This window comes from Sphingomonas sp. 22R3R2A-7 (genome assembly GCF_036856055.1).
Classification (GTDB): domain Bacteria; phylum Pseudomonadota; class Alphaproteobacteria; order Sphingomonadales; family Sphingomonadaceae; genus Sphingomonas.
Window position 1 is genome coordinate 2,970,972 of record NZ_JASPFR010000001.1, and the last position, 21,222, is coordinate 2,992,193.

16 protein-coding genes and 1 pseudogene are annotated in these 21,222 nt (G+C 67.4%); 15 read left to right on the forward strand and 2 right to left on the reverse strand.

What is annotated here, in order from left to right; translation table 11 throughout:
• Positions 1 to 229 precede the first annotated feature (229 nt).
• The 15 genes and pseudogenes from rpiA (at position 230) to QP165_RS14240 (ending at position 18,023) form a co-directional block, all read left to right on the forward strand.
• A complete protein-coding gene (gene rpiA / locus QP165_RS14170; RefSeq protein WP_333996118.1) occupies positions 230 to 904 on the forward strand; it encodes a ribose-5-phosphate isomerase RpiA in 675 nt (224 codons plus the stop codon).
• A 68-nt stretch (positions 905 to 972) separates the two neighbouring features.
• Entirely contained in the window at positions 973 to 3,063 is a 2,091-nt protein-coding gene (gene tkt, locus QP165_RS14175) for a transketolase (RefSeq protein WP_333996119.1), read from the forward strand.
• Positions 3,063 to 4,187 carry a transaldolase gene (gene tal, locus QP165_RS14180; protein ID WP_333996120.1) on the forward strand — a complete coding sequence of 375 codons (1,125 nt, stop codon included), beginning with the start codon at positions 3,063 to 3,065 and terminating at the stop codon, positions 4,185 to 4,187. The genes tkt and tal overlap by 1 nt, the downstream gene beginning before the upstream one ends.
• Before the next feature lie 129 nt (positions 4,188 to 4,316).
• On the forward strand, positions 4,317 to 5,300 hold the full coding sequence (gene gnd, locus QP165_RS14185) for a phosphogluconate dehydrogenase (NAD(+)-dependent, decarboxylating) (protein WP_333996121.1): 984 nt from the start codon (positions 4,317 to 4,319) through the stop codon (positions 5,298 to 5,300).
• The gene (locus tag QP165_RS14190) at positions 5,297 to 6,106 is read left to right on the forward strand and encodes a Cof-type HAD-IIB family hydrolase (protein ID WP_333996122.1); all 810 of its coding nucleotides are present in this window, start codon (positions 5,297 to 5,299) and stop codon (positions 6,104 to 6,106) included. The genes gnd and QP165_RS14190 overlap by 4 nt, the downstream gene beginning before the upstream one ends.
• A complete protein-coding gene (locus QP165_RS14195) occupies positions 6,103 to 6,846 on the forward strand; it encodes an HAD-IIB family hydrolase (RefSeq protein ID WP_333996123.1) in 744 nt (247 codons plus the stop codon). The genes QP165_RS14190 and QP165_RS14195 overlap by 4 nt, the downstream gene beginning before the upstream one ends.
• 4 nt (positions 6,847 to 6,850) lie before the next feature.
• Positions 6,851 to 7,306, forward strand: a complete 456-nt coding sequence (locus QP165_RS14200; protein ID WP_333996124.1) for a GreA/GreB family elongation factor — start codon at positions 6,851 to 6,853, stop codon at positions 7,304 to 7,306.
• Positions 7,306 to 7,488 carry a hypothetical protein gene (locus QP165_RS14205; protein WP_031396458.1) on the forward strand — a complete coding sequence of 61 codons (183 nt, stop codon included), beginning with the start codon at positions 7,306 to 7,308 and terminating at the stop codon, positions 7,486 to 7,488. The genes QP165_RS14200 and QP165_RS14205 overlap by 1 nt, the downstream gene beginning before the upstream one ends.
• Positions 7,489 to 7,899: 411 nt before the next feature.
• A pseudogene (locus QP165_RS14210) lies at positions 7,900 to 9,023 on the forward strand (NAD(P)/FAD-dependent oxidoreductase).
• A gap of 57 nt (positions 9,024 to 9,080) precedes the next feature.
• A complete protein-coding gene (locus tag QP165_RS14215) occupies positions 9,081 to 10,850 on the forward strand; it encodes a DEAD/DEAH box helicase (protein ID WP_333996125.1) in 1,770 nt (589 codons plus the stop codon).
• A 294-nt stretch (positions 10,851 to 11,144) separates the two neighbouring features.
• The gene (locus QP165_RS14220; RefSeq protein WP_333997038.1) at positions 11,145 to 11,612 is read left to right on the forward strand and encodes a YaiI/YqxD family protein; all 468 of its coding nucleotides are present in this window, start codon (positions 11,145 to 11,147) and stop codon (positions 11,610 to 11,612) included.
• Positions 11,613 to 11,763: 151 nt separating this feature from the next.
• A complete protein-coding gene (locus QP165_RS14225; RefSeq protein WP_333996126.1) occupies positions 11,764 to 14,913 on the forward strand; it encodes a PAS domain-containing protein in 3,150 nt (1,049 codons plus the stop codon).
• Positions 14,914 to 15,012: 99 nt separating this feature from the next.
• Positions 15,013 to 16,311 (forward strand): Hsp70 family protein, encoded by a 1,299-nt coding sequence (locus QP165_RS14230; protein WP_333996127.1) that lies wholly within the window; start codon positions 15,013 to 15,015, stop codon positions 16,309 to 16,311.
• A 30-nt stretch (positions 16,312 to 16,341) separates the two neighbouring features.
• The gene (locus QP165_RS14235) at positions 16,342 to 16,971 is read left to right on the forward strand and encodes a hypothetical protein (RefSeq protein ID WP_333996128.1); all 630 of its coding nucleotides are present in this window, start codon (positions 16,342 to 16,344) and stop codon (positions 16,969 to 16,971) included.
• Positions 16,968 to 18,023, forward strand: a complete 1,056-nt coding sequence (locus QP165_RS14240; RefSeq protein ID WP_333996129.1) for an AbrB family transcriptional regulator — start codon at positions 16,968 to 16,970, stop codon at positions 18,021 to 18,023. The genes QP165_RS14235 and QP165_RS14240 overlap by 4 nt, the downstream gene beginning before the upstream one ends.
• Positions 18,024 to 18,117: 94 nt before the next feature.
• Here QP165_RS14240 and QP165_RS14245 read toward each other — a convergent pair whose 3' ends face one another.
• Both QP165_RS14245 and QP165_RS14250 read right to left on the reverse strand, forming a co-directional pair.
• Positions 18,118 to 19,470 carry a sigma-54-dependent transcriptional regulator gene (locus QP165_RS14245; protein ID WP_333996130.1) on the reverse strand — a complete coding sequence of 451 codons (1,353 nt, stop codon included), beginning with the start codon at positions 19,468 to 19,470 and terminating at the stop codon, positions 18,118 to 18,120.
• Positions 19,467 to 21,215 carry a sensor histidine kinase gene (locus QP165_RS14250; protein WP_333996131.1) on the reverse strand — a complete coding sequence of 583 codons (1,749 nt, stop codon included), beginning with the start codon at positions 21,213 to 21,215 and terminating at the stop codon, positions 19,467 to 19,469. Before QP165_RS14250 ends, QP165_RS14245 begins: the two co-directional genes overlap by 4 nt.
• Positions 21,216 to 21,222: the final 7 nt, after the last annotated feature.

The following is a 21,222-nucleotide window of genomic DNA, read 5'->3' on the forward strand; positions in this document are numbered from 1 at the left end:
GGTGGCGGCTCGCTTTTCTCGAGCGGCAGCGATGGGCGTCAACCGCGGCGCAATTTTGCTCCGGCAACGCGCTTTCGTCGGGATGACGCCTCCGAGGGATGCACGGTCGGGCGGTTTGGACGGGCGCGACTCGGCACTGCCCCGTCCCGTCGAGTTCAAGCGAGGATCCAGAGTTGCCGGGGGTGCGTTCCTCGGGTGGGCACTGACAACCATGCGGGGGGATCGCACGATGATCGATGACGACAAGCAGGCGGCGGCGATAGCGGCCGTGGCGGAGGTTCGGGACGGCATGCTGGTCGGGCTCGGCACCGGGTCGACCGCGGCGTTTGCGATTCGCGCGCTGGGCGAGCGCGTCGCAGCAGGGCTCGACGTCCGCGCGGTCGTCACGTCCGAGGCGAGCGGCGCGCTGGCGCGGGAGGTGGGTATCGCGGTGCTCGACTTTGCCGATATCGCGGCCGTCGACCTGACGATCGACGGCGCCGACGAGATCGACGCGCGCTGTTTCGCGATCAAGGGTGCGGGCGGGGCGATGCTGCGCGAGAAGATCGTCGCCGCAAGCTCGGCACGGATGGTCGTTATTGCCGACGGCTCGAAACGCGTCGACCGGATCGGCGCGGCGAAGCTGCCGGTCGAGCTGCTGCCCTTCGCGCGGGGCTATGTGATGCGCGTGCTGGCCGATCTCGGCGGGGTGCCGGTAGTTCGGGACAAGTATCGGACGGATCAGGGCAATATGGTCGCAGACTGCCATTTCCCGACGCTCGGCGATCCACGCGCGCTGGCAGCGACGCTGTCGGCAATTCCCGGTGTGCTCGGCCACGGGCTGTTCCTCGACGAGGTCGATGCCGCCTATATTGCATCCAAAGGCGTCGTTACGCGACTGGAACGCTCGGGTGCATCCGCCTAAAGGCACCCTATCTTGGCAACCAGATCGGATGCGCGGCGTTCGGTCAGTCTAGAGCGAGGCTTTCTTCCATGACCGATACCGCAACCGCTGCCCCCAAGGCGGACCCCATGCTGCACGAGGATGGCTCGCCCGAGCGTCTCGCGATCGACACCATCCGCACGCTGTCGATGGACGCGGTGCAGAAGGCCAATTCGGGCCACCCCGGCACGCCGATGGCGCTCGCGCCGGTCGGCTATACGCTCTGGTCGAAGTTCCTGCGCTACGATCCCAAGCACGCCGACTGGCCCAACCGCGACCGCTTCGTGCTGTCGGTCGGGCACGCGTCGATGCTGCTCTATTCGCTGATCCACCTCGCCAAGATCGAAGAGATCGACGCCGACGGCAACAAGACCGGCAAGGAGGCCGTCAGCCTCGCGGACATCGAGCAGTTCCGCCAGCTCTCGTCGAAGACCCCCGGCCATCCGGAATATCGCCACACCACGGGCGTCGAGACCACGACGGGTCCGCTCGGCCAGGGCTGCGGCAATTCGGTCGGCATGGCGATCGCCGAGCGCTGGCTCGCCGCGCGCTACAACAAGGACGGCTTCACGCTGTTCGACCATGACGTCTACGCGCTGTGTGGTGATGGCGACATGATGGAGGGCGTCTCCGCCGAGGCGGCGAGCATGGCCGGGCACCTGAAGCTCAGCAATCTTTGCTGGATCTACGACAGCAACCACATCTCGATCGAGGGTGCGACGGATCTCGCGTTCGACGAGGATGTCGGCCTGCGCTTCGACGCCTATGGCTGGAACGTGATTCATGTCGACGACGCCAACGACACGGCCGCGTTGTCGCGTGCGATCGAGACGTTCAAGGCGACCACCGACAAGCCGACCTTCATCGTCGTGCATTCGGTGATCGGTTACGGCAGCCCCAAGGCGGGCAGCGAGAAGGCGCATGGCGAGCCGCTCGGCGACGAGAATATCCGCCTCACCAAGCAGGCCTATGGCTGGCCCGAGGACAAGTCGTTCTACGTGCCGGACGGCGTCATCGAGCATTTCAACGGCGCTATTGCGGATCGTGGCGCGAAGCTGCGTGACGAATGGGTCGCGCTGACCGACAAGTATCGTGATGCGCACCCCGAGCTGTCGGCCGAACTCGACCTGCTGCTCAAGGACGATCTGCCCGAGGGCTGGGATGCCGACATTCCGGTGTTCGAGGCGGATCTCAAGGGTCTCGCCAGCCGCGATTCGGGCGGCAAGGTGCTCAACGCGATCGCCGCGAAGGTGCCGTGGCTGATCGGCGGTTCGGCGGATCTCGCGCCGTCGACCAAGACCGACATCAAGGGCCAGCCGTCGTTCGAGGCGAACAATTATGCCGGCCGCAACTTCCATTTCGGCATTCGCGAACATGGCATGGGCGCGATCGTCAACGGCATGGCGCTGTCGCATCTGCGCTCCTACGGCTCCACCTTCCTCGTGTTCGTCGATTACATGCGCGCACCGGTGCGGCTGTCGGCGATCATGGAAGTCGGCGCGGTCTGGGTGTTCACGCACGATCTGATCGGCGTCGGCGAGGACGGCCCGACGCACCAGCCGATCGAGCATCTGGCGACGCTCCGCGCGATCCCGGGTCTCGACACGATCCGTCCGGGCGACGCGAACGAGGTTGCCGCGGCGTGGAAGGCGGTCCTGAAGGACGCGAGCACGCCGGCCGCGCTGATCCTGTCGCGTCAGGCGCTGCCGACGCTCGATCGCACGAAATATGCGAGCGCGGATGGCGTCGAGCAGGGCGGCTATGTGCTGGCCGACTGCGACGGCACGCCCGACGTGATCCTCATCGCGACGGGCAGCGAGGTGTCGCTCGCGATCGATGCGCACGAGAAGCTGGTCGCGGACGGCGTGAAGAGCCGGGTCGTGTCGATGCCGAGCTGGTATCGCTACGAGCTGCAGGACGCCGCGTACAAGGAAAGCGTGTTGCCGCGGAACGTGCGGGCGCGCGTTGCGATCGAGATGGCCGGGTCGATCGGCTGGGACCGCTATGTCGGTCTCGACGGCGCGACCGTGACGATGTCGACCTTCGGTGCCTCGGCGCCGCTCGCCAAGCTGCAGGACAAGTTCGGGTTTACCGTCGACAATGTCGTCAAGGTTGCCCGCCAGGTTATGGAGACCAAGTGATGGGTACGCTCAACGACCTCGAAGGCTTCGGCCAGGCGGTGTGGCTCGATTTCGTCGACCGGAAGTTCCTGGAGGCCGGTGGTCTCCAGAAGCTGGTCGACGAGGATGGCCTGACCGGTGTCACGTCGAACCCGTCGATCTTCGAAAAGGCGATGGGCCACGGCGACGCCTATGACTCGACGCTAGCCAAGTTCGACAAGGAGAACCCTGGCGCGGCAACGATCGACCGCTACGAGCATCTCGCGATCCAGGACATCAAGGCCGCGGCGGAGACGCTGAAGCCCGTGTACGACAAGCTCGACGCGAAGGACGGTTACGTCAGCCTCGAAGTGTCGCCTTATATCTCGGACGATACCGACGCGACGATCGCCGAGGCGCGCAAGCTGTGGGCGGCGGTCGACCGGCCGAACCTGATGATCAAGATCCCGGGGACGCTCGCGGGCGGCCCGGCGATCTCGACCGCGATCTCGGAAGGGATCAACGTCAACGTTACGCTGCTGTTCTCGATCGACGCCTATGTCCGCGTCGCCGAGGCCTATGCCGCGGGGCTCGAGAAGCGCGTCGCCGAGGGCAAGCCGATCGACCGGATCGCCAGCGTCGCGAGCTTCTTCGTCAGCCGGATCGATACGATGATCGACAAGCAGATCGATGCCCGGCTCGAAAAGGGTGATGCCGACGCTGAGGCGCTGAAGGCGGTGCGTGGCAAGGTCGCGATCGCCAACGCGAAGATGGCGTATCAATGGTATCTCGAGTTCCTAAAGTCGGATCGCTGGCAGGCGCTCGCCGCCAAGGGCGCGCAGCCGCAGCGGCTGTTGTGGGCGTCGACCGGCGTGAAGGACCCGAGCTATCCCGACACGCTCTACATCGACACGCTGATCGGCCGTGACACGGTCAACACGATGCCGCCAAAGACGATGGACGCGTTTCGCGACCATGGCACCGCGGCGGAGACGATCACTGCGGATGTCGATGCGGCCAAGCGCACGCTCGCCGAAGCCGAGCGGCTCGGGCTCGATCTCACCGGCGTGACCGGCACGCTGGTCGAGGAGGGCGTCGCCTCGTTCGTGAAGGCGTTCGACGATCTGCTCGGGTCGATCGCGAAGAAGCAGCCGGCGACGGCGTAAGACCTATGCTCCCTCTCCCCGCTGGGGAGAGGGTTGGGGTGAGGGGCTGCCAAGGGCGCCCCCGCCCGGAACTGCCCCTCACCCCGACCCTCTCCCCGGAGGGGAGAGGGAGAAGACAAGGATTTCCCTATGAAGATCGGACTGATCGGCCTCGGCCGGATGGGCGGCAACATCGCGCGCCGGTTGATGAAGAACGGCCATGAGGTCGTCGCGTTCGATCGCGATGCGGAGGCGGTGAAGAAGCTCGCGGCGGATGGTGCGATCGGCGCGGACTCGCTCGACGACATGCGCGGCAAGCTCGACACGCCGGCGATCTGGTGGGTGATGGTGCCCGCGGGCGAGCCGACCGAGCAGACCGTTCAGGCGATCGCCGAAAAGGCGTCCGAGGGCGACATCATCATCGACGGCGGCAACAGCTTCTACAAGGACGATGTCCGCCGCGCGAAGGAACTCGCCGAGAAGGGCATCCGCTATGTCGACGTGGGCACGTCGGGCGGCGTCTGGGGCCTCGACCGCGGCTATTGCATGATGATCGGCGGCGAGACGGAGACGGTCGATTATCTCGACCCGATCTTCGACACGCTGGCGCCGGGCATGGGCGAGATCGTCCGCACGCCGGGCCGCATCGAGGGGCAGGCCGATCCGCGTGCGGAAAAGGGCTATATCCACGCCGGCCCTCCGGGTGCCGGGCACTTCGTCAAGATGGTCCATAACGGCATCGAATACGGCCTGATGCAGGCCTATGCCGAGGGCTTCGACATCCTCAAGGGCAAGTCGGGCGAGCATGTCGCGGAGGACCAGCGGTTCGACATCAACCTGACCGACGTCGCTGAAGTGTGGCGTCGCGGCAGTGTGATCTCGTCGTGGCTGCTCGACCTGTCGGCGATCGCGCTGGCCAAGGACGGCACGCTCGAAGGGTTCAGCGGCAGCGTCGCGGATTCGGGCGAGGGCCAGTGGACGATCGACGCGGCGATGGAGGAGAAGGTGCCCGCCAACGTGCTGAGCGCCGCGCTCTACGCACGCTATCGCAGCCGGGTCGACCATACGTTCGGCGACAAGCTGTTGTCGGCCATGCGCTTCGGCTTCGGCGGGCATGTCGAGATGCCCCGGTGAGCATCAAGCTCCTGGTATCCGACGTCGACGGCACGCTCGTCGACAAGGACAAGAAGGTCGCGCCCGCGACCGTCGATGCGGTCAGGCGGCTGAAGGCGGCGGGCCTCGGCTTCACGATCATCAGCGCGCGGCCGCGATCGGGGATGATGCCGATCGCCGAGCTGCTCGGCATCGACGAGCCGATGGGCGCGTTCAACGGCGGGATCGTCTTCAAGCGCGACGGCACGGTGATCGAGCATCACATGGTCGACATCGACGTCGTGCGCGGCGCGATGGAGATCATCGGTGACGCGCCGGTCGATACCTGGATCTTCGCCGACGACATCTGGTATGCCAGCACCGATCAGGGCAGCCATGTGGACAGCGAGCGCAAGGCCTCGGCGCAGGATCCGGTGATCGTCGCCGACTTCACCGACCTGCTCGCCAAGGCGGACAAGGTGACGTTCGTCAGCGACGACGAGGAGCTGCTGCGCGACCTGCACGCCAGGGTCGCGGCCAAGTTCGAGGCGCAGGCGACGATCGTCCAGAGCCAGACCTATTATCTCGACATCACGCCCGTCGCGGGCAACAAGGGCAGCGGGATCGAGGAACTCGCGGACGCGTTCGGCATCAGCCTGACGCAGACCGCGGCGATCGGCGACCAGGCGAACGACATCGCGATGCTCAAGCGGGCCAGGCTGGCGATCGCGATGGGCAATGCGCCGCAGTCCGTCCGCGACGTCGCGCACGAAATCACCACCGCGAACGATGCCGACGGTGTCGCGCACGCGATCGACACGTTTATCCTGACTGGAGTTTCCGCATGAAAGAGTTGGTTGCCTTTGACCTCGATGGCACGCTGGCCGAAAGCAAGCAGCCCTTGCAGGAGCCGATGGGCGAGGCGCTGGCGAACCTGCTCGACGTCGCGCATGTCGCGGTGATCTCGGGCGGCGACTGGCCGCAGTTCGAAAAGCAGGTCGCGAGCCGGCTGCCCGAGCGCGCCGATCGCACCAAGCTGTGGCTGATGCCGACGACCGGCACCAAGCTGTACCGGTTCGACGACGAATGGCGCGCGGTCTATGCCGAGCTGTTCGAAGACGAGGAAAAGCAGAAGATCCTGAAAGCGTTCGACGAGTCGCTCGAGGCGACCGGGTTCGTGCCCGAGCAGACCTGGGGCGAGCGGATCGAGGATCGCGGCAGCCAGATCACCTTCTCCGCGCTCGGCCAGGAAGCGCCGATCGACGCCAAGCACAGCTGGGATCCCGACTTCGCCAAGCGCAAGGTGATCCAGGCCGATCTGCGCCAGCGTCTGCCGGGTCTGTCGATCAACATGGGTGGTGCGACCTCGATCGACATCACGCGCGAGGGTGTCGACAAGGCCTACGGCCTCAAGAAGCTCAACGAGGCGAGCGGGATCGCGCTCGACAAGATGATGTTCATCGGCGACGCGATCTTTCCGGGCGGCAACGACTATCCGGCCGAGCAGCTCGGGCTCGACGTCGTGAAGGTGAAGAATGTCGATGGGACGCTCGCGGCGATCGCCGGGATCGTCGCATGCCTGAAGTGACGGCATGAGCGTCGCGTTTCGCCGCGAAAGCGACGAGGAACATCTCGAGCCGAAGTTCGAACAGCCGATCGCGCCGGGGCCCAATCTGGTAACGGCGCGCGGCCTTGCGCTGATCGGCGCGCGGGTGGACGCGATCGAGGCTGCCGTCGCGGCAGAAACCGACGAGGAGGCGCGGAAGGTTTTGCTGCGCGACCTGCGCTATTGGCATACGCGCCAGACGACCGCCGAACTCGCGCCTGAGCCCGAGGAGGGCGAGGTAGGGATCGGATCGTCGGTGCGCGTGCGGATGAACGGCGCGGAGCGGATGATCGTGATCGTCGGCGGTGACGAGGCGGAGCCGGGCGAGGATCGCCTCGCCTTCTCGGCTCCGCTCGCGCGCGCGCTGATGGGCGCCGCGGTGGGCGAGACGGTGGCGTTTGCCGGCAAGGCGGATGCGATCGAGATAGTGGAGATCGTGTAATGGCTGAGGCGAAATTCGAGCGACATCGGCAGCCTTGGACTCAGGACGAGATCCAGAAGCTGCATACGCTCGCCAAGAAGGGCATGGCGCTGAAGGCGATTGCCAAGGCGCTGACGCGCAGCGAGGAATCGGTGAAGACCCGCGCGAAGGAAGATTCGCTGAATATCGCGAAGCTTCGGTAGTCACTCGTCATACTGGACTTGATCCAGGATCCAGAGCCACGAGCGTATCCGCTTGTGGCTCTGGATCCTGACTTTCGTCAGGATGACGGTTGAAGAATTCACCACCCCGGCGGCGGCCGGGGTCCAATTGGGGAGGTGGGGGTAATGGCGCGCAGCGTGCCTCATTGCCGTCCCCCAATTGGCCCCCGGCCGTCGCCGGGGTGGTGCTTTTATCGAGAGCAGGTGGCGCCTATAAGGGCCGCTTTCGCGTGCGCTACACCAACCCTGTTCTCCCGCGAAGGCGGGAGCCCAGTCCGGGTCCCCGCCTTCGCGGGGAAACGGTCTTGATTGGCAGCTGCTGACCCACGCCGCACGGAGCGAACCTTGTCTGATTACGACGCAATCATCCTCGGGGCAGGCGCCGCCGGCCTCATGTGCGCTGCCGTCGCTGGCCAGCGCGGCCGGAAGATCCTGCTTGTCGATCACGCCGAGCAGGCGGGGAAGAAGATCCTGATCTCGGGCGGCGGGCGGTGCAATTTCACCAACCTGCACACCGCGGCCGACCGCTATATTTCCGCCAACCCGCATTTCGCCAAGTCCGCGCTCGGCCGCTACACCGCGCAGGATTTCCTCGCGCTCGTCGAGAGCTACGGGATCGCGTGGCATGAGAAGACACTTGGGCAGCTGTTCTGCGACGGCTCGGCGAAACAGATCGTCGAGATGCTGCTCGACGAATGCGACAAGGGGCGGGTTGATCTGTCGTTCGGGCGCGCGGTGACCGCGGTCGAGCAGGGTGACGGCGGCTACCGCGTGGCGCTCGATGGCCGCGCGGTCACCGCGCCCGCGCTGGTGATTGCGACCGGCGGACCGTCGATCCCGAAAATGGGTGCGACCGGCTTTGCCTATGATCTCGCGCGGCAATTCGGATTGAAGGTGGTCGAGCCGCGGCCCGCGTTGGTGCCGCTGACGCTTGGCGGCGACGAGATCCTGTTCCGCGAACTGTCGGGTGTCGCCGCCGACGTCGTCGCATCGGCGGGCAAGACCGCGTTCCGCGAGGCGGCGCTGTTCACGCACCGCGGGCTGTCGGGCCCGGCGATCCTGCAGGCGTCGTCCTATTGGCGGCATGGCCAGCCGGTGGGCATTGATTTCGTCCCCGACCGCGATTCCGGCTGGCTCCCCGCGGCCAAGCGCACCACGCCGCGCGCGACGCTGCGCAAACTGCTCGGGGGGACGTTGCCCGACCGACTCGCGGAGACGTTGAGCGAGCGGCTGGGGATGACGGGGGAGATCTCGACGCTCACCGACCGCAAGCTGCATGACGCCGAACGCGCTCTAAGTCATTGGCAATTCACGCCAAATGGCAGCGAGGGCTATGCCAAGGCGGAGGTGACGGCGGGGGAATCAGCACTGCTGAGCTTTCTTCGCAAACAATGGAAGCCAAACGCGTAAAAAACCTGTATGCGGTCGGCGAAGCGGTCGATGTCACAGGGTGGCTCGGCGGCTACAACTTCCAATGGGCATGGGCGAGCGGGTGGGCCGCGGGCCAAGTCCTGTAGGGACCACCACGCCAGTGCTTTGCCGTAGCGTCAAGCCGGCCACCAATTAGGACGTACATGCCTTTTTCAAATATTCCGTCGCTTCTTTCCGAAGCGCTCGCCGCGCGTGGCTATACCGCGCTGACCCCCGTCCAGGCGCATGTGATCGAGGAGAACGCGGTCGGTCGCGACCTGATCGTGTCGGCGCAGACCGGGTCGGGCAAGACCGTCGCGTTCGGCCTGGCGATGGCCGGCGAACTGCTGGGTGAAGCGGGTGAGGACGGCGTCCAGCGCCTGCCGGCGCCGCACAAGCCGCTCGTGCTCTGCATCGCACCGACGCGCGAACTCGCGCTCCAGGTCAGCCGCGAGCTGATGTGGCTCTATGCCAAGGCCGGTGCGCGCATCTCGACCTGCGTCGGCGGGATGGACGCGTCGAAGGAGCGTCGCAGCCTTGCGCACGGCGCGCATATCGTCGTCGGCACGCCCGGCCGTCTGCGCGATCATCTCGAGCGTGGCGCGCTCGACCTGTCGGCCCTGAAGGTCGCGGTGCTCGACGAGGCCGACGAGATGCTCGACATGGGCTTCCGCGAGGATCTCGAGCAGATCCTCGACGCGTCGCCCGAGCAGCGCCGTACGCTGTTGTTCTCGGCAACGATGCCGCGGCCGATCGTGGCGCTCGCCAAGCGCTACCAGAAGGACGCGCTGCGCATCTCGACCGTCGGCGAGGATCGCGGTCATGGCGACATCTCGTATCAGGCCGTCACGGTCTCGCCGTCCGAGATCGAGCATGCGGTGATCAATCTTCTGCGTTTCCACGAGGCAGAGACGGCGATGCTGTTCTGCGCGACTCGCGATAACGTCCGCCATCTGCATGCCAGCCTGGTCGAGCGTGGCTTTGCCGCGGTCGCGCTGTCGGGCGAGCATTCGCAGAACGAGCGTAACGCGGCGCTTCAGGCACTGCGCGATCGCCGTGCGCGTGTCTGCGTCGCGACCGACGTTGCTGCACGCGGCATCGATCTGCCGACGCTCAGCCTCGTCGTGCACGTCGAGCTGCCGCGCGATGCCGAGACGCTCCAGCATCGCTCGGGTCGTACGGGTCGTGCGGGCAAGAAGGGCACCGCCGTCCTGATCGTGCCGTTCCCGCGTCGCCGTCGCGTCGACATGATGCTCCGCGGTGCCAAGATCAACGCGGAATGGGTCAATGCCCCGACCGCCGAGGACATCCGCAAGAACGATCACGAGCGGCTGATCGGCATGCTGTTGCAGCCGGTCGAGGTCGAGGATGAGGATCGCGCACTCGCCGTCCGCCTGATGGCTGAGAAGACGCCCGAGGATATCGCCGCCGCGCTGGTGCACATGCACCGCGCGACGATGCCGCAGGCCGAGGACCTGATCGATCAGAGCAAGCAGTCGGTCAGCGACGATCGGTCGCAGGGGCCGCGCGCGGGCTTCGAGGACACCGTCTGGTTCCGCATGGACATCGGTCGTCGTCAGAATGCCGATCCGCGCTGGATCCTGCCGCTGATCTGCCGTCGCGGGCACATCACCAAGTCCGAGATCGGTGCGATCCGCATCGGCCCGAACGAGACCGCGTTCGAGATTCCGCGCGCCGTCGCGTCGCGCTTCTCGGCGGCGATCCAGCGCACCGCGCAAGCGGGCGAAGAGGAGAGCGGCGTCGCGATCGAGGCGATGCAGGGCGCGCCCGAGAGCGGTGCGCGGCATGACGGCGGCGGCGGCGGTCGCAGCAATGCGAGCGGTCCGCGCTCGACGCTGCATCGTTCGGCGCCACGTGGCGGTCCGGCTCCGGCGCGCAAGGCGCCGTATCGCGGGAATCGCGAGCGCAGCTGAGGTGTTGCGATCCTCCCCCGCAAGGGGAGGTGTCGCCGAAGGTGACGGAGGGGGCGGACCCGCAACGGCGGTTTGCCTTTACCGCCCCCTCCGTCAGGCTGCGCCTGCCACCTCCCCCTGGCGGGGAGGATCGAGGGGTATCGGTTTTGCGGATTGCGCACGGTGCGCTGGTGCCGCCGCCCCTAGCTCCGTCATCCTGACGAAAGTCAGGATCCAGCGCCGCGGACGCGGTCCTGCTTGATCCTGGATCCTGACTTTCGTCAGGATGACGAGGGGGTAGGGCGTGGCATGACCATGACCGACACGCCATCATCGCTCCGCATCCTCGTCGACGCCGACGCGTGTCCCGTGAAGGACGAGATCTACAAGGTCGCGTGGCGCCACGAAGTCCCCGTGACGATCGTCGCGAACAGCCATTTCCGCATCCCCGTCCATCCGCTGATCAGCCGCGTCGTCGTCAGCGACGGGTTTGACGCGGCCGACGACTGGATCGCCGAGCAGGCCGACGCGAAGACGGTGGTCGTCACCGCGGACATTTTGCTCGCCGACCGCTGCGTGAAGGCGGGCGCGACCGTGCTCGCCAATACCGGCAAGCCGTTCACGACGAGTTCGATCGGCGGCGCGATCGCGACGCGTGCGATCATGGCCGATCTGCGCGCCGGCGGTGATGTGATCGGCGGGCCCGCACCTTTCTCAAAGACCGACCGGTCGAGTTTTCTCTCGGCACTCGATGCAGCACTGGTGAAACTCAAAAGAGTATAACCGACGCGGATCACTCGACTTTGCCGGTTGCACCGGGCAAGCAGGGATTATGCGCTCCGGCTTACTCGATCGTGACGAACTCTTGGCACGGCAAGCGTTTCAACTGGCGCTCGTCGATCTGTTTCGCGTTATGCGGCGCCCGGACGATATCATGGCCGCCGCCGCTGCCGCACTCGGATCGCATCTGGGTGTCGCGCGCTGCGGTTATGGCGAGGTTTCCGGCGAGGGTGTCGTGATCCACGGCAGCGGCGACTGGACCAGCGGCGCATTGCCGAGTCTCGCCGGTGAGCCGTGTGTGCTCGCCGCGCTCGGTGCGGGCGTGCTCGACGAGCTTCGCGGCGGCCGAACCGTCTTCGTCAGCGACTGTCACAATGATCCGCGCTCGGCCGACCCGGTCAATTCCGAGACCTGGGCCAAGATCGGCATCTGCGCGCTGATCGTGGTCCCGCTGATCCGCGACGGCGTGCTCGCGGCGATCCTGTATGCGCACGAGGATGGTACGCGACACTGGAGTCAGGCCGAGCTGGCGCTGGTCGAGGATGTCGCGCTGCGCACGATGGATGCGGTCGACCGGCTCCGCGCCGAGCTCGCACTCAAGGCGAGCGAGGGGCGCTATCGGTCGCTGTTCGACTCGATCGATGCCGGGTTCTGCGTCATCGAGATGCTGTTCGACGGCGACCGGCCGGTCGATTATCGATTCGTCGAGGTCAATCAGGCGTTCCACCGCAACACCGGGCTCGACGACGTCATCGGCCGGACGATGCGCGAGCTCGCGCCGAATATGGAGCAGCACTGGTTCGACCGGTATGGCCACGTCGCGACGACGGGCGAGTCGCTCCGGTTCGAGGATCCCGCGGCAGTGCTCGATGACCGGTGGTACGAAGTCTATGCCTACCGCGTCGACGCGCCCGAACTGCGTCATGTCGCGGTGCTGTTCAACGACATCAGCGAGCGCCGCCGCAATGAGATCGCACTCGCCGAAAGTCGCGAGGAGCTCGAGCTTGCGACCCGCGTCGCGCGGCTCGGGCGGTTCGATTTCCACCCGCGCACGGGCTGGCTGAACTGGGATTCGCGGTGCCGCGAACTGTTCGGCCTGCCCGCGGAAGCGCCGGTCGACTATGCGGTATTCCTCGGTGGCCTCCACCCTGACGATCGCAGCCGCTTGGATGCGGTGGTCGCGGGCGCGCTCGATCCCGACGGATCGCGGCGGTTCGATGCCGAATACCGGACGATCGGCCGGATCGATGGCTGCGAGCGGCATGTCGCAGCGCATGGGGTCGCGTTTTTCGAGGATCGCGAACCCGTCAGGCTGATCGGCACGGTGGTCGACGTCACCGAGGATCGCCGCGCGCAGGCGGTTCTCCGCGAGACGAGCGAGCGGTTGCGACTCGCGAGCCGCGCGACCAACGATGCGATCTGGGACTGGGACCTGCGCCGCGACCAGCTCGTCTGGAACGAGGCGCTGACGCGGGCCTATGGGCACGACCTCGCGACGGTCGAACTGACCGGTGACTGGTGGCTGCGGCATATCCACCCCGATGATCGCGGCCGCGTCGATGCCAGCATCCATGCGATCATCGATGGCGACGGCAGCGACTGGGTCGACGAATATCGCTTCGAGCGTGCGGACGGCAGCTACGCCGACGTGCTCGATCGCGGCTATGTCATTCGCGACGAGGCGGGGGCGCCGGTACGGATGATCGGCGCGATGCTCGACCAGTCGTCGCGCAAGGCGGTCGAGCGCCAGCTTCGCGCGATCAACGAGGGGCTCGAGGAAGCCGTGGTGGTTTCGACCGCGGATCGCGACCGGCTTTGGGAATTGTCGTCCGACATCATGCTGCGCGCGACGTTCGACGGGACGATCGCGGCGGCGAACCCGGCCTGGTTCGCCATGCTAGGGTGGCGCGTGGACGAGATCGTCGGGATGTCGCTGTTCGACCTCCTCCATCCCGACGATGTCGGGCGGACGGGCGACGCGGCGGCAGGGCTTGCGCGCGGTGAGACCCTCGCGCGGTTCGACAACCGCTATCGTCACAAGGACGGCAGCTATCGCTGGATCAGCTGGGCGGCGCGCCCGGGCGACGGGTTGATCAACGCGGTTGGCCGCGACGTCACCGCGGAGAAGGCGCGCGAGGAACAGCTCGCGCGGGCCGAGGACGCGTTGCGCCAGGCACAGAAGATGGAGGCGGTCGGACAGCTGACGGGCGGTATCGCGCACGACTTCAACAATATGCTGACGGGCATTCTGGGTGGGCTCGACATGGTCCGCCGCAACGTCCCGGAACCGCGCGCGGAGAAGGTCGACCGCTATCTCGATGCGGCGACGGTGTCGGCACAGCGCGCGGCGGGGCTGACCCAGCGGCTGCTCGCGTTTTCGCGCCGCCAGTCGCTCGACGTGAAGGCGACCGATGTCGACCGGCTGATCGCGGAGATGGAGGATCTGCTGTCGCGGACGCTCGGCGAGAATGCCGGGCTCGAGATCCGGCGACAGGACGGAACCTGGCCCGTCACGACCGACGCCAATCAGCTCGAGAGCGCGCTGCTCAATCTCGCGATCAACGCGCGCGATGCGATGCCGAACGGCGGGCGGCTGACGATCGAGACCGAGAACACGCATCTCGACGCGCAGTATACCGATGCGATCGACGATCTCGCGCCGGGCGATTATGTTGCGATCGGGGTGTCCGACACCGGCATGGGGATGTCGAAGGCGGTGATTGCCAAGGCGTTCGACCCGTTCTTCACGACCAAGCCGATCGGGCAGGGGACCGGGCTGGGGCTGTCGATGATCTATGGCTTCGCACGCCAGTCGGGTGGGCATGTCGGGATCTATTCAGAGGAAGGGAAGGGCACGACCGTCAGGCTGTACCTGCCGCGTTTCCACGGGAGCGCGGCGGTCGCGACCAAGGCCGTCGAGCAGGACCTGCCGCGCGCGAATGGCGAATGCGTGCTGGTCGTCGAGGACGATGTCGCGGTACGCATGCTGATCGTCGATATTCTCGGCAGCCTCGGCTATGCAGTGCTCGAAGCGGGGGACGCGGGTGCGGCGATCCCGATCCTCGAGGATGGCGCGCGGATCGACCTGTTGATCAGCGACGTCGGCCTGCCCGGAATGGACGGCCGCCAGCTTGCCGAGGTCGCGCGGCGCCATCGGCCCGGTCTCAAGATCCTCTTCGTCACCGGCTATGCCGAAAAGGCCGCGGTTCGCGGCGACTTTCTGGGCGAAGGGATGGAGATGATCACCAAGCCGTTCGCGCTCGACGTGCTGGCGGCGCGGATCAGGACGATGGTCGCGCGCTGAGCGGTGACGGCGCGGGGTTCACCTGAAACCCACTTTACCGGTTGCCATCCCGCCCCCCGGTCGCCATAGGCGGGCGCCATCCGGTCCCTGGAGAGTTTCATGTCAACCGCAGCCGCCGGCCCCGCCCTGGGGCTCGACTTCGGCACGACCAACAGCGTCGTGGCTTTGGGCACACCCGGTGGCGCGCCCGAACTGGTGACGTTTGCCGCACCTGCCGAGACCAGCCCGGTGTTCCGCTCCGCGTTGTGCTTCTGGCAGGACGACAGCGGCAAGGGGCTCGCGTCGGATGCAGGGCCGTGGGCGATCGCGGAGTATATGGAATATCCGCTCGACAGCCGGTTCATCCAGTCGTTCAAGTCGGTCGCGGCGATGAAGACGTTCGAACAGGCCTCGGTCTTCGACAAGCGCTATCGCTTCGAGGAGATGGGCAAGCTGTTCCTCGACAAGCTCATTGCGCATGCGGGCGGCAGGCTCGACACGCGGCCGCAGCGGATCGTCGTCGGGCGGCCGGTCGAATATGCCGGCGCGCGGCCCGACGAGGCGCTCGCGCGGACGCGCTACGACGCGATGTTCAAGGGCTTCGGCGCGGAGATCCATTATGTCTATGAACCGCTTGGTGCGGCGTACAGCTATGCGACGCGGCTGACCGAGCCGGCGACGATCCTGGTCGCCGATTTCGGTGGCGGCACGAGCGACTTCTCGGTCGTGCGCGTCGCCGAACCGGGGGCGGCGCGACGCTGTACGCCGCTCGGCCATGCGGGCATCGGGATTGCCGGCGACCGGTTCGACTACCGCATCCTCGACCGGCTGGTGCTGCCGATGCTGGGCAAGGGCGGCGCGTACAAGTCGTTCGGCAAGGAGCTCGAGATCCCGCGCGCCTATTTCGCCGATTTCGCGGACTGGTCCAGGCTGGCGTTGATGCGCAACCGCAAGACGATGACCGAGCTCGAGCGATTGCAGAAGACCGCGGTCGATCCCGACGCGATCGGGCGGATGATCGCGGTGATCGAGAACGAGCTCGGCTATCCGCTCTACGATGCGGTCGGATCGCTCAAGCGTGCGTTGTCGACCGGTGAGGACGCGCACTTCCATTTTGCAGGCGCCGGGCTCGAGATCGAGGCGGACGTGACGCGCGACCAGTTCGAGGGCTGGATCGCGGACGACATCGCGCGGATCGAGACGACCGTCGACCGCGCGCTGGCGGTGGCGAACGTCGGGAGCGCCGAGATCGACCGCGTGTTTTTGACCGGCGGATCGTCGCTGATCCCGCGCGTGCGGCGGATCTTTACCGAGCGGTTCGGCGACGCGGCGATCATGAGCGGCGGCGAGCTGACGTCGATCGCGCACGGGCTCGCGCTGATCGGCGAGCAGGACGATATCGCGGCGTGGTCGGCATGATCCCGCGAGATCTGCCTCGACACCGCGCAGGTGCCCGGTGGTGGCGAGCTGCGGCTGTTCCAGCGCGGTGCCGAATTCTCGATCATGCTCGGCGCGAACGAGCTGATGAACAGCCGGTTGAGCGGGTCGGAGGAGGCGCTTGCCGAGCAGGCGTGCGATCGCATCGGCGCGCGGCCGGGTGTGCGGATGCTGATCGGCGGGCTCGGCATGGGGTTCACGCTCCGTGCAGCACTCGCGCGGCTCGAACCCGATGCCGAAGTTGCTGTCGCCGAGATCGTTCCTGCGGTGATCGCATGGGCGCGCGGGCCGATGGCGGCGCTGCACGGCGACAGCCTGAGCGACCCACGCACACGGATCTTCGAGGGTGATGTCGCCGCGGCGATCGCCGAGGGCGGGTGGGACGCGATCCTGCTCGATGTCGACAACGGGCCCGACGGGCTGTCGCGGCCGGGTAACGACCGGCTCTACGGCGCGGCGGGGCTGGCGCGCGCGCGCGCGGCGTTGCGGCCCGGCGGGGTGCTGGCGGTCTGGTCCGCCGCGCCGAGCAAGGCGTTCGCGAGACGGCTCGACGAGGCCGGCTTTGCGGTCGACGAAGTCGTCGCACGCGCGACGCGCAAGGGCGGCGCGCGCCACGTTATCTGGTTCGCCACCAATCCATGATCTGGCGCTGGCTTCTGCTGATCGCGCTCTCGGCGCTCGTTGCGGGGGCGCTGGAACTGATCGGACTGCCCGCGGGGCTGCTGCTCGGACCGATGATCGCAGCGGTCGCGCTCGCGGTGCGCGGCTGGTCGCTGGGCGTCCCGTTGCTGGCCTTCCGGAGCGCGCAGGCGGCGGTCGGAACCTTGATCGCGGGGTCGATCACCATCGGGATCGTCGCGACGGTCGCGGATCACTGGCCTGTGTTTCTCGCGGTCAATGTCGCGACGCTCGCGGCGAGCAGCGTGCTCGGCTATCTGCTCAGCCGCTGGCAGGTGTTGCCAGGGACGGTCGCGGTGTGGGGATCGACGCCTGGGGCGGCGAGCGCGATGGTGCTGATGGCGCAGGCGTACGGCGCCGACTCGCGGCTGGTCGCGGTGATGACCTATACGCGCGTCGTGTGCGTCGCGGTCGTCGCCTCCGTGCTGGCGGCGGTGATGGTCGGCGGCGGCAGCGGGCATCACCCGGCGGCGACCTGGTTCGCGAGCGTCGATCCGGTCGCGGTGCTGCGGACGGTGGCGATCGCGGGCGTGGGCGCGGCGGTCGGCGTCTTGCTGCGGTTGCCGGCAGGCGCGCTGCTCGGATCGCTCGTGCTGGCGGGGGTGCTCAACGTCACCGGGGTTGCGCAGCCGGTGCTGCCGCAATGGCTGCTCGCGATCAGCTATGCGGTGGTAGGGTGGAAGATCGGGCTGTCGTTCACGCGCGATACGCTCCGCGTGGCGGGCAGGGCGATGCCGCGGATCCTGCTTTCGGTCGGGCTGCTGATCGTATTTTGCGGTGGCATCGCGGCGGCGCTGACGCGCTGGGCGGGGATCGACCCGGTCACCGCCTATCTCGCTTCGAGCCCGGGCGGGATGGACTCGGTCGCGATCATCGCCGCGTCGAGCCCGGTTGACGTGCCGTTCGTGATGGCGTTGCAGGTCATGCGGTTCTTTGGCGTGCTGCTGATCGGGCCACCGCTCGCGCGGTTCGTCGCCACGCGGCAGGGCGGGGTGCCGCCGGTCATTCCGACCTGACCCCGCGCTGTGCTCGTGACCGCCGTCATCCTGACGAAGGTCAGGATCCAGAGCCATGATCGCCGTCCCTTGTGACTCTGGATCCTGACTGTCGTCAGGATGACGGTTGGGACTTGGTCGGGCGATAGGCCTCGACGTCGATCTCGTGGCGTTTCAGCTTGTCGTAGAAGGTCTTGCGCGGGATGCCGAGCGCGGCGAGCGCGGAACGTACGTCGCCGCTGACCTGTCGCAGCGTCGTACGGATCGTCGCCTCCTCGAACTTGTCGACGCGCGCTGGCAACGGCATGTCGGCATGCTCGGCATCCGGTTCGTCGGCTTCGACGCGCAACACCAGTCGCTTGGCCAGATTGTCGAGCTCGCGGACGTTGCCCGGCCAGTCGTGCTGCCCGAGATAGGCGAGCGTCGCGGTGTCGATCGTCGGTACCTCGCGACCGAACCGCTCCGCCGCCTGGTGGAGCAGGTGCCCGAACAGCAACGGCACGTCGTCACGGCGTTCGCGCAGCGGCGGGATCCGCAATCGCACGGCATCGAGCCGGAAGAGCAGATCGGCCCGGAACCGCCCGGCCTCGACCGCGTGATCGAGCCCGGGCTTCGACGCCGCGATCACGCGAAGGTCGAGCGCGCGCGCCAGGTCGCCGCCGATCGGCATCACCTCGCGTTCCTCGAGCACGCGCAGCAACCGCGCCTGGACAGTCGACGACACACTCTCGATCTCGTCGAGAAACAGCGTGCCGCGGTTCGACGCTTCGATCCGGCCGGTGCGCGGCAGTCGTGAATCGCCGTCATGGCCGAACAGCTCGATCTCGGCGACGACGTCGGGCAACGCCGCGCAGTTGACCGCCACGAACGGTCGCGAACGGCGGTTGCTCCAGCGGTGCAGGAGAACCGCGACGAGCTCCTTGCCGGTCCCGGTCTCGCCCTCGATCAGCACGTCGATATTGGCCTGCGCGATCTGGCGCATCGTGTCGCGCAGGCGGATCATGACCGGGGTCTCGCCGATCAGCGGCTCGGCACCGATCGTCTCCTCGGCGGCGGCGCGCAGGCGGCGATTGTCGAGGACCAGCCGGCGCATGTCGAGCGCCCGGCGTGCGCCCGCGATCAGGTGATCGGTCGCGAACGGCTTCGGGATGAAGTCGAACGCGCCGTTCTTGAGCGCGGCGACCGCCATCGCGACGTCGCCGTGGCCGGTCATCAGCAGGACGGGAATCTCGTGGTCGATCGCGGCGATCCGGCGGAACAGCTCGAGCCCGTCCATCTTGGGCATGCGGATGTCCGAGACGACCGCACCGTCGAACCCGGCATCGATCCGCGCGAGCGCCGCGACCGGATCGCGCTCGGCGATGACCGAGATGCCGGCGAGCTCGAACGATTGCTCGAGCGCACCGCGCAGCACGTCGTCGTCGTCGACCAGCAGGATCGATTGTTCCGTTCGCGCTTGGTCGCTCATGCCTTCACCAGGATCATGCGGAAGATGGCACCTTCGGATGAGGGAACGAGGTCGAGCGTGCCGCCGAACTCGGTCATGATGTCGCGCGCGATCCCGAGGCCCAGGCCGAGCCCGTCCTTCTTGCTGGTCGCGAACGGCGTGAAGAGGTGGTCGGCGATGTCGGCGGCAATGCCGGGGCCGCTATCGGCGACGGTCAGCACGACGTCGCGACCGCGGCGCCCGATCGTCACGTCGACGCGGGCATCGCGCCGCTCCGAGACCGCGTCGAGCGTGTTCTGGAGCAGGTTGACGAGCACCTGTTCGAGACGCACGCGCCCGGCGATCACCGTCAGCCGCGCCTCGGGCCCGTCTGGCAGCGCGAGCGTGACGCCTTTCGCGCGGTAGCGGTCGCCGATCAGCAGCCGGACACCGTCGATGACCGCGTCGAGCGCAACCGGGCCGATTGATCCCGCCCCTCGCCGGGCATAGCGCCGGAGCCCCGCGGTGATCGCGCCGATCCGGCTGGTCAGGTCGACGATCGACTGGAGATTGGTCGCCGCGCGTGCCGGCTCGCCGCGCTCGAGAAACGCGGCGGCATTGTCGGCGAACGTCCGGATCGCGGCGACCGGCTGGTTGATCTCGTGCGCGACGCTGGCGGTGATCGTTCCGATCGAGCCCACGCGGTTCGCGTGCGCGAGTTCCTCGCGTGCCTGACGGAAGCGCTGGTCGGACGCCTCGCGCTGCTCGACCTCGACCTGCAATCGTTCGGCGGTCGCGCGCAACTCGGCGGTACGGCGGGCGACCTCCGCCTCGAGCTCCGCGCGCGCGCCGGCGTTGCGCTTGCGCCGCGCATAGACCCACCATGCCGCCGCCATCGTCGCGATCGTCGCCAATCCGGCCAGCGCGGTCGCCCAGCGCGTCCGCGTCGCAGCGACGCGAAGCGCCACGTCGAGCGGCTCCATGTGCACAAGCCGCCAGCCCGCGATCGGCACCGGCAGCGACACCGTCACCGCCGGCGTGCCATCGGGCAGCCGGGACCGCTCGCCGGCGATCGTCAACGGGGCGGGGACGAGCCGTATCGAGCCGAACTGGCGCGTGCGCGCGAGCAGCGCGCGGCGGCGCGGCGATAGCGGACGGGTGGTATGGAATTGCAGTCTGGGATCGCTGGAGATCAGGATCACGCCGTCGGGATCGACGACGAAGGTCGCCATGTGCGACCGGATCCAGGCGCGGGCGATCTTGTCGAACTCGACCTTCACCACGACCACGCCGAGCGGCTTGCCGCCGCGGTCGATCCGCCGCGAGAGATAGAGTCCGGACCGCCCGCTGACGCTGCCGAGCGCGAAGAATTCGGTCGCACCCGACGCCATCGCCTCGGTGAAATATTCGCGGAAGCGATAATTGTGACCGAGGAAGCTGTCGCGGCGCGCGGCGTTCGATGCGGCGATCGTCATCCCCTGGCTGTCCAGCGCGTAGATCACCGGTGCGCCCGTCCGTTCGGCGAGCAGGGCGAGCTTCTGGTTCAGCGCGGCATCCACGCGCCCCGATTCGAGAGCAGCCCGGACGTCGGGATATTCGCCGAGCATGATCGGCAGCAATCGATACGTCTGGAGCTCCGCCTCGAGCAGCTGGAGGTTGGTCCGGGTCTGCTGCGTGGCGGCCATCTGGACCGTCGCGGCGGCATCCGCGACCGCGCGGCGGCCATAGATCGATGCCGTGCCCGCGACCATCACGCCAAGCAGAACGAAGGCGAGAAGGACGGTCATTGCCGCG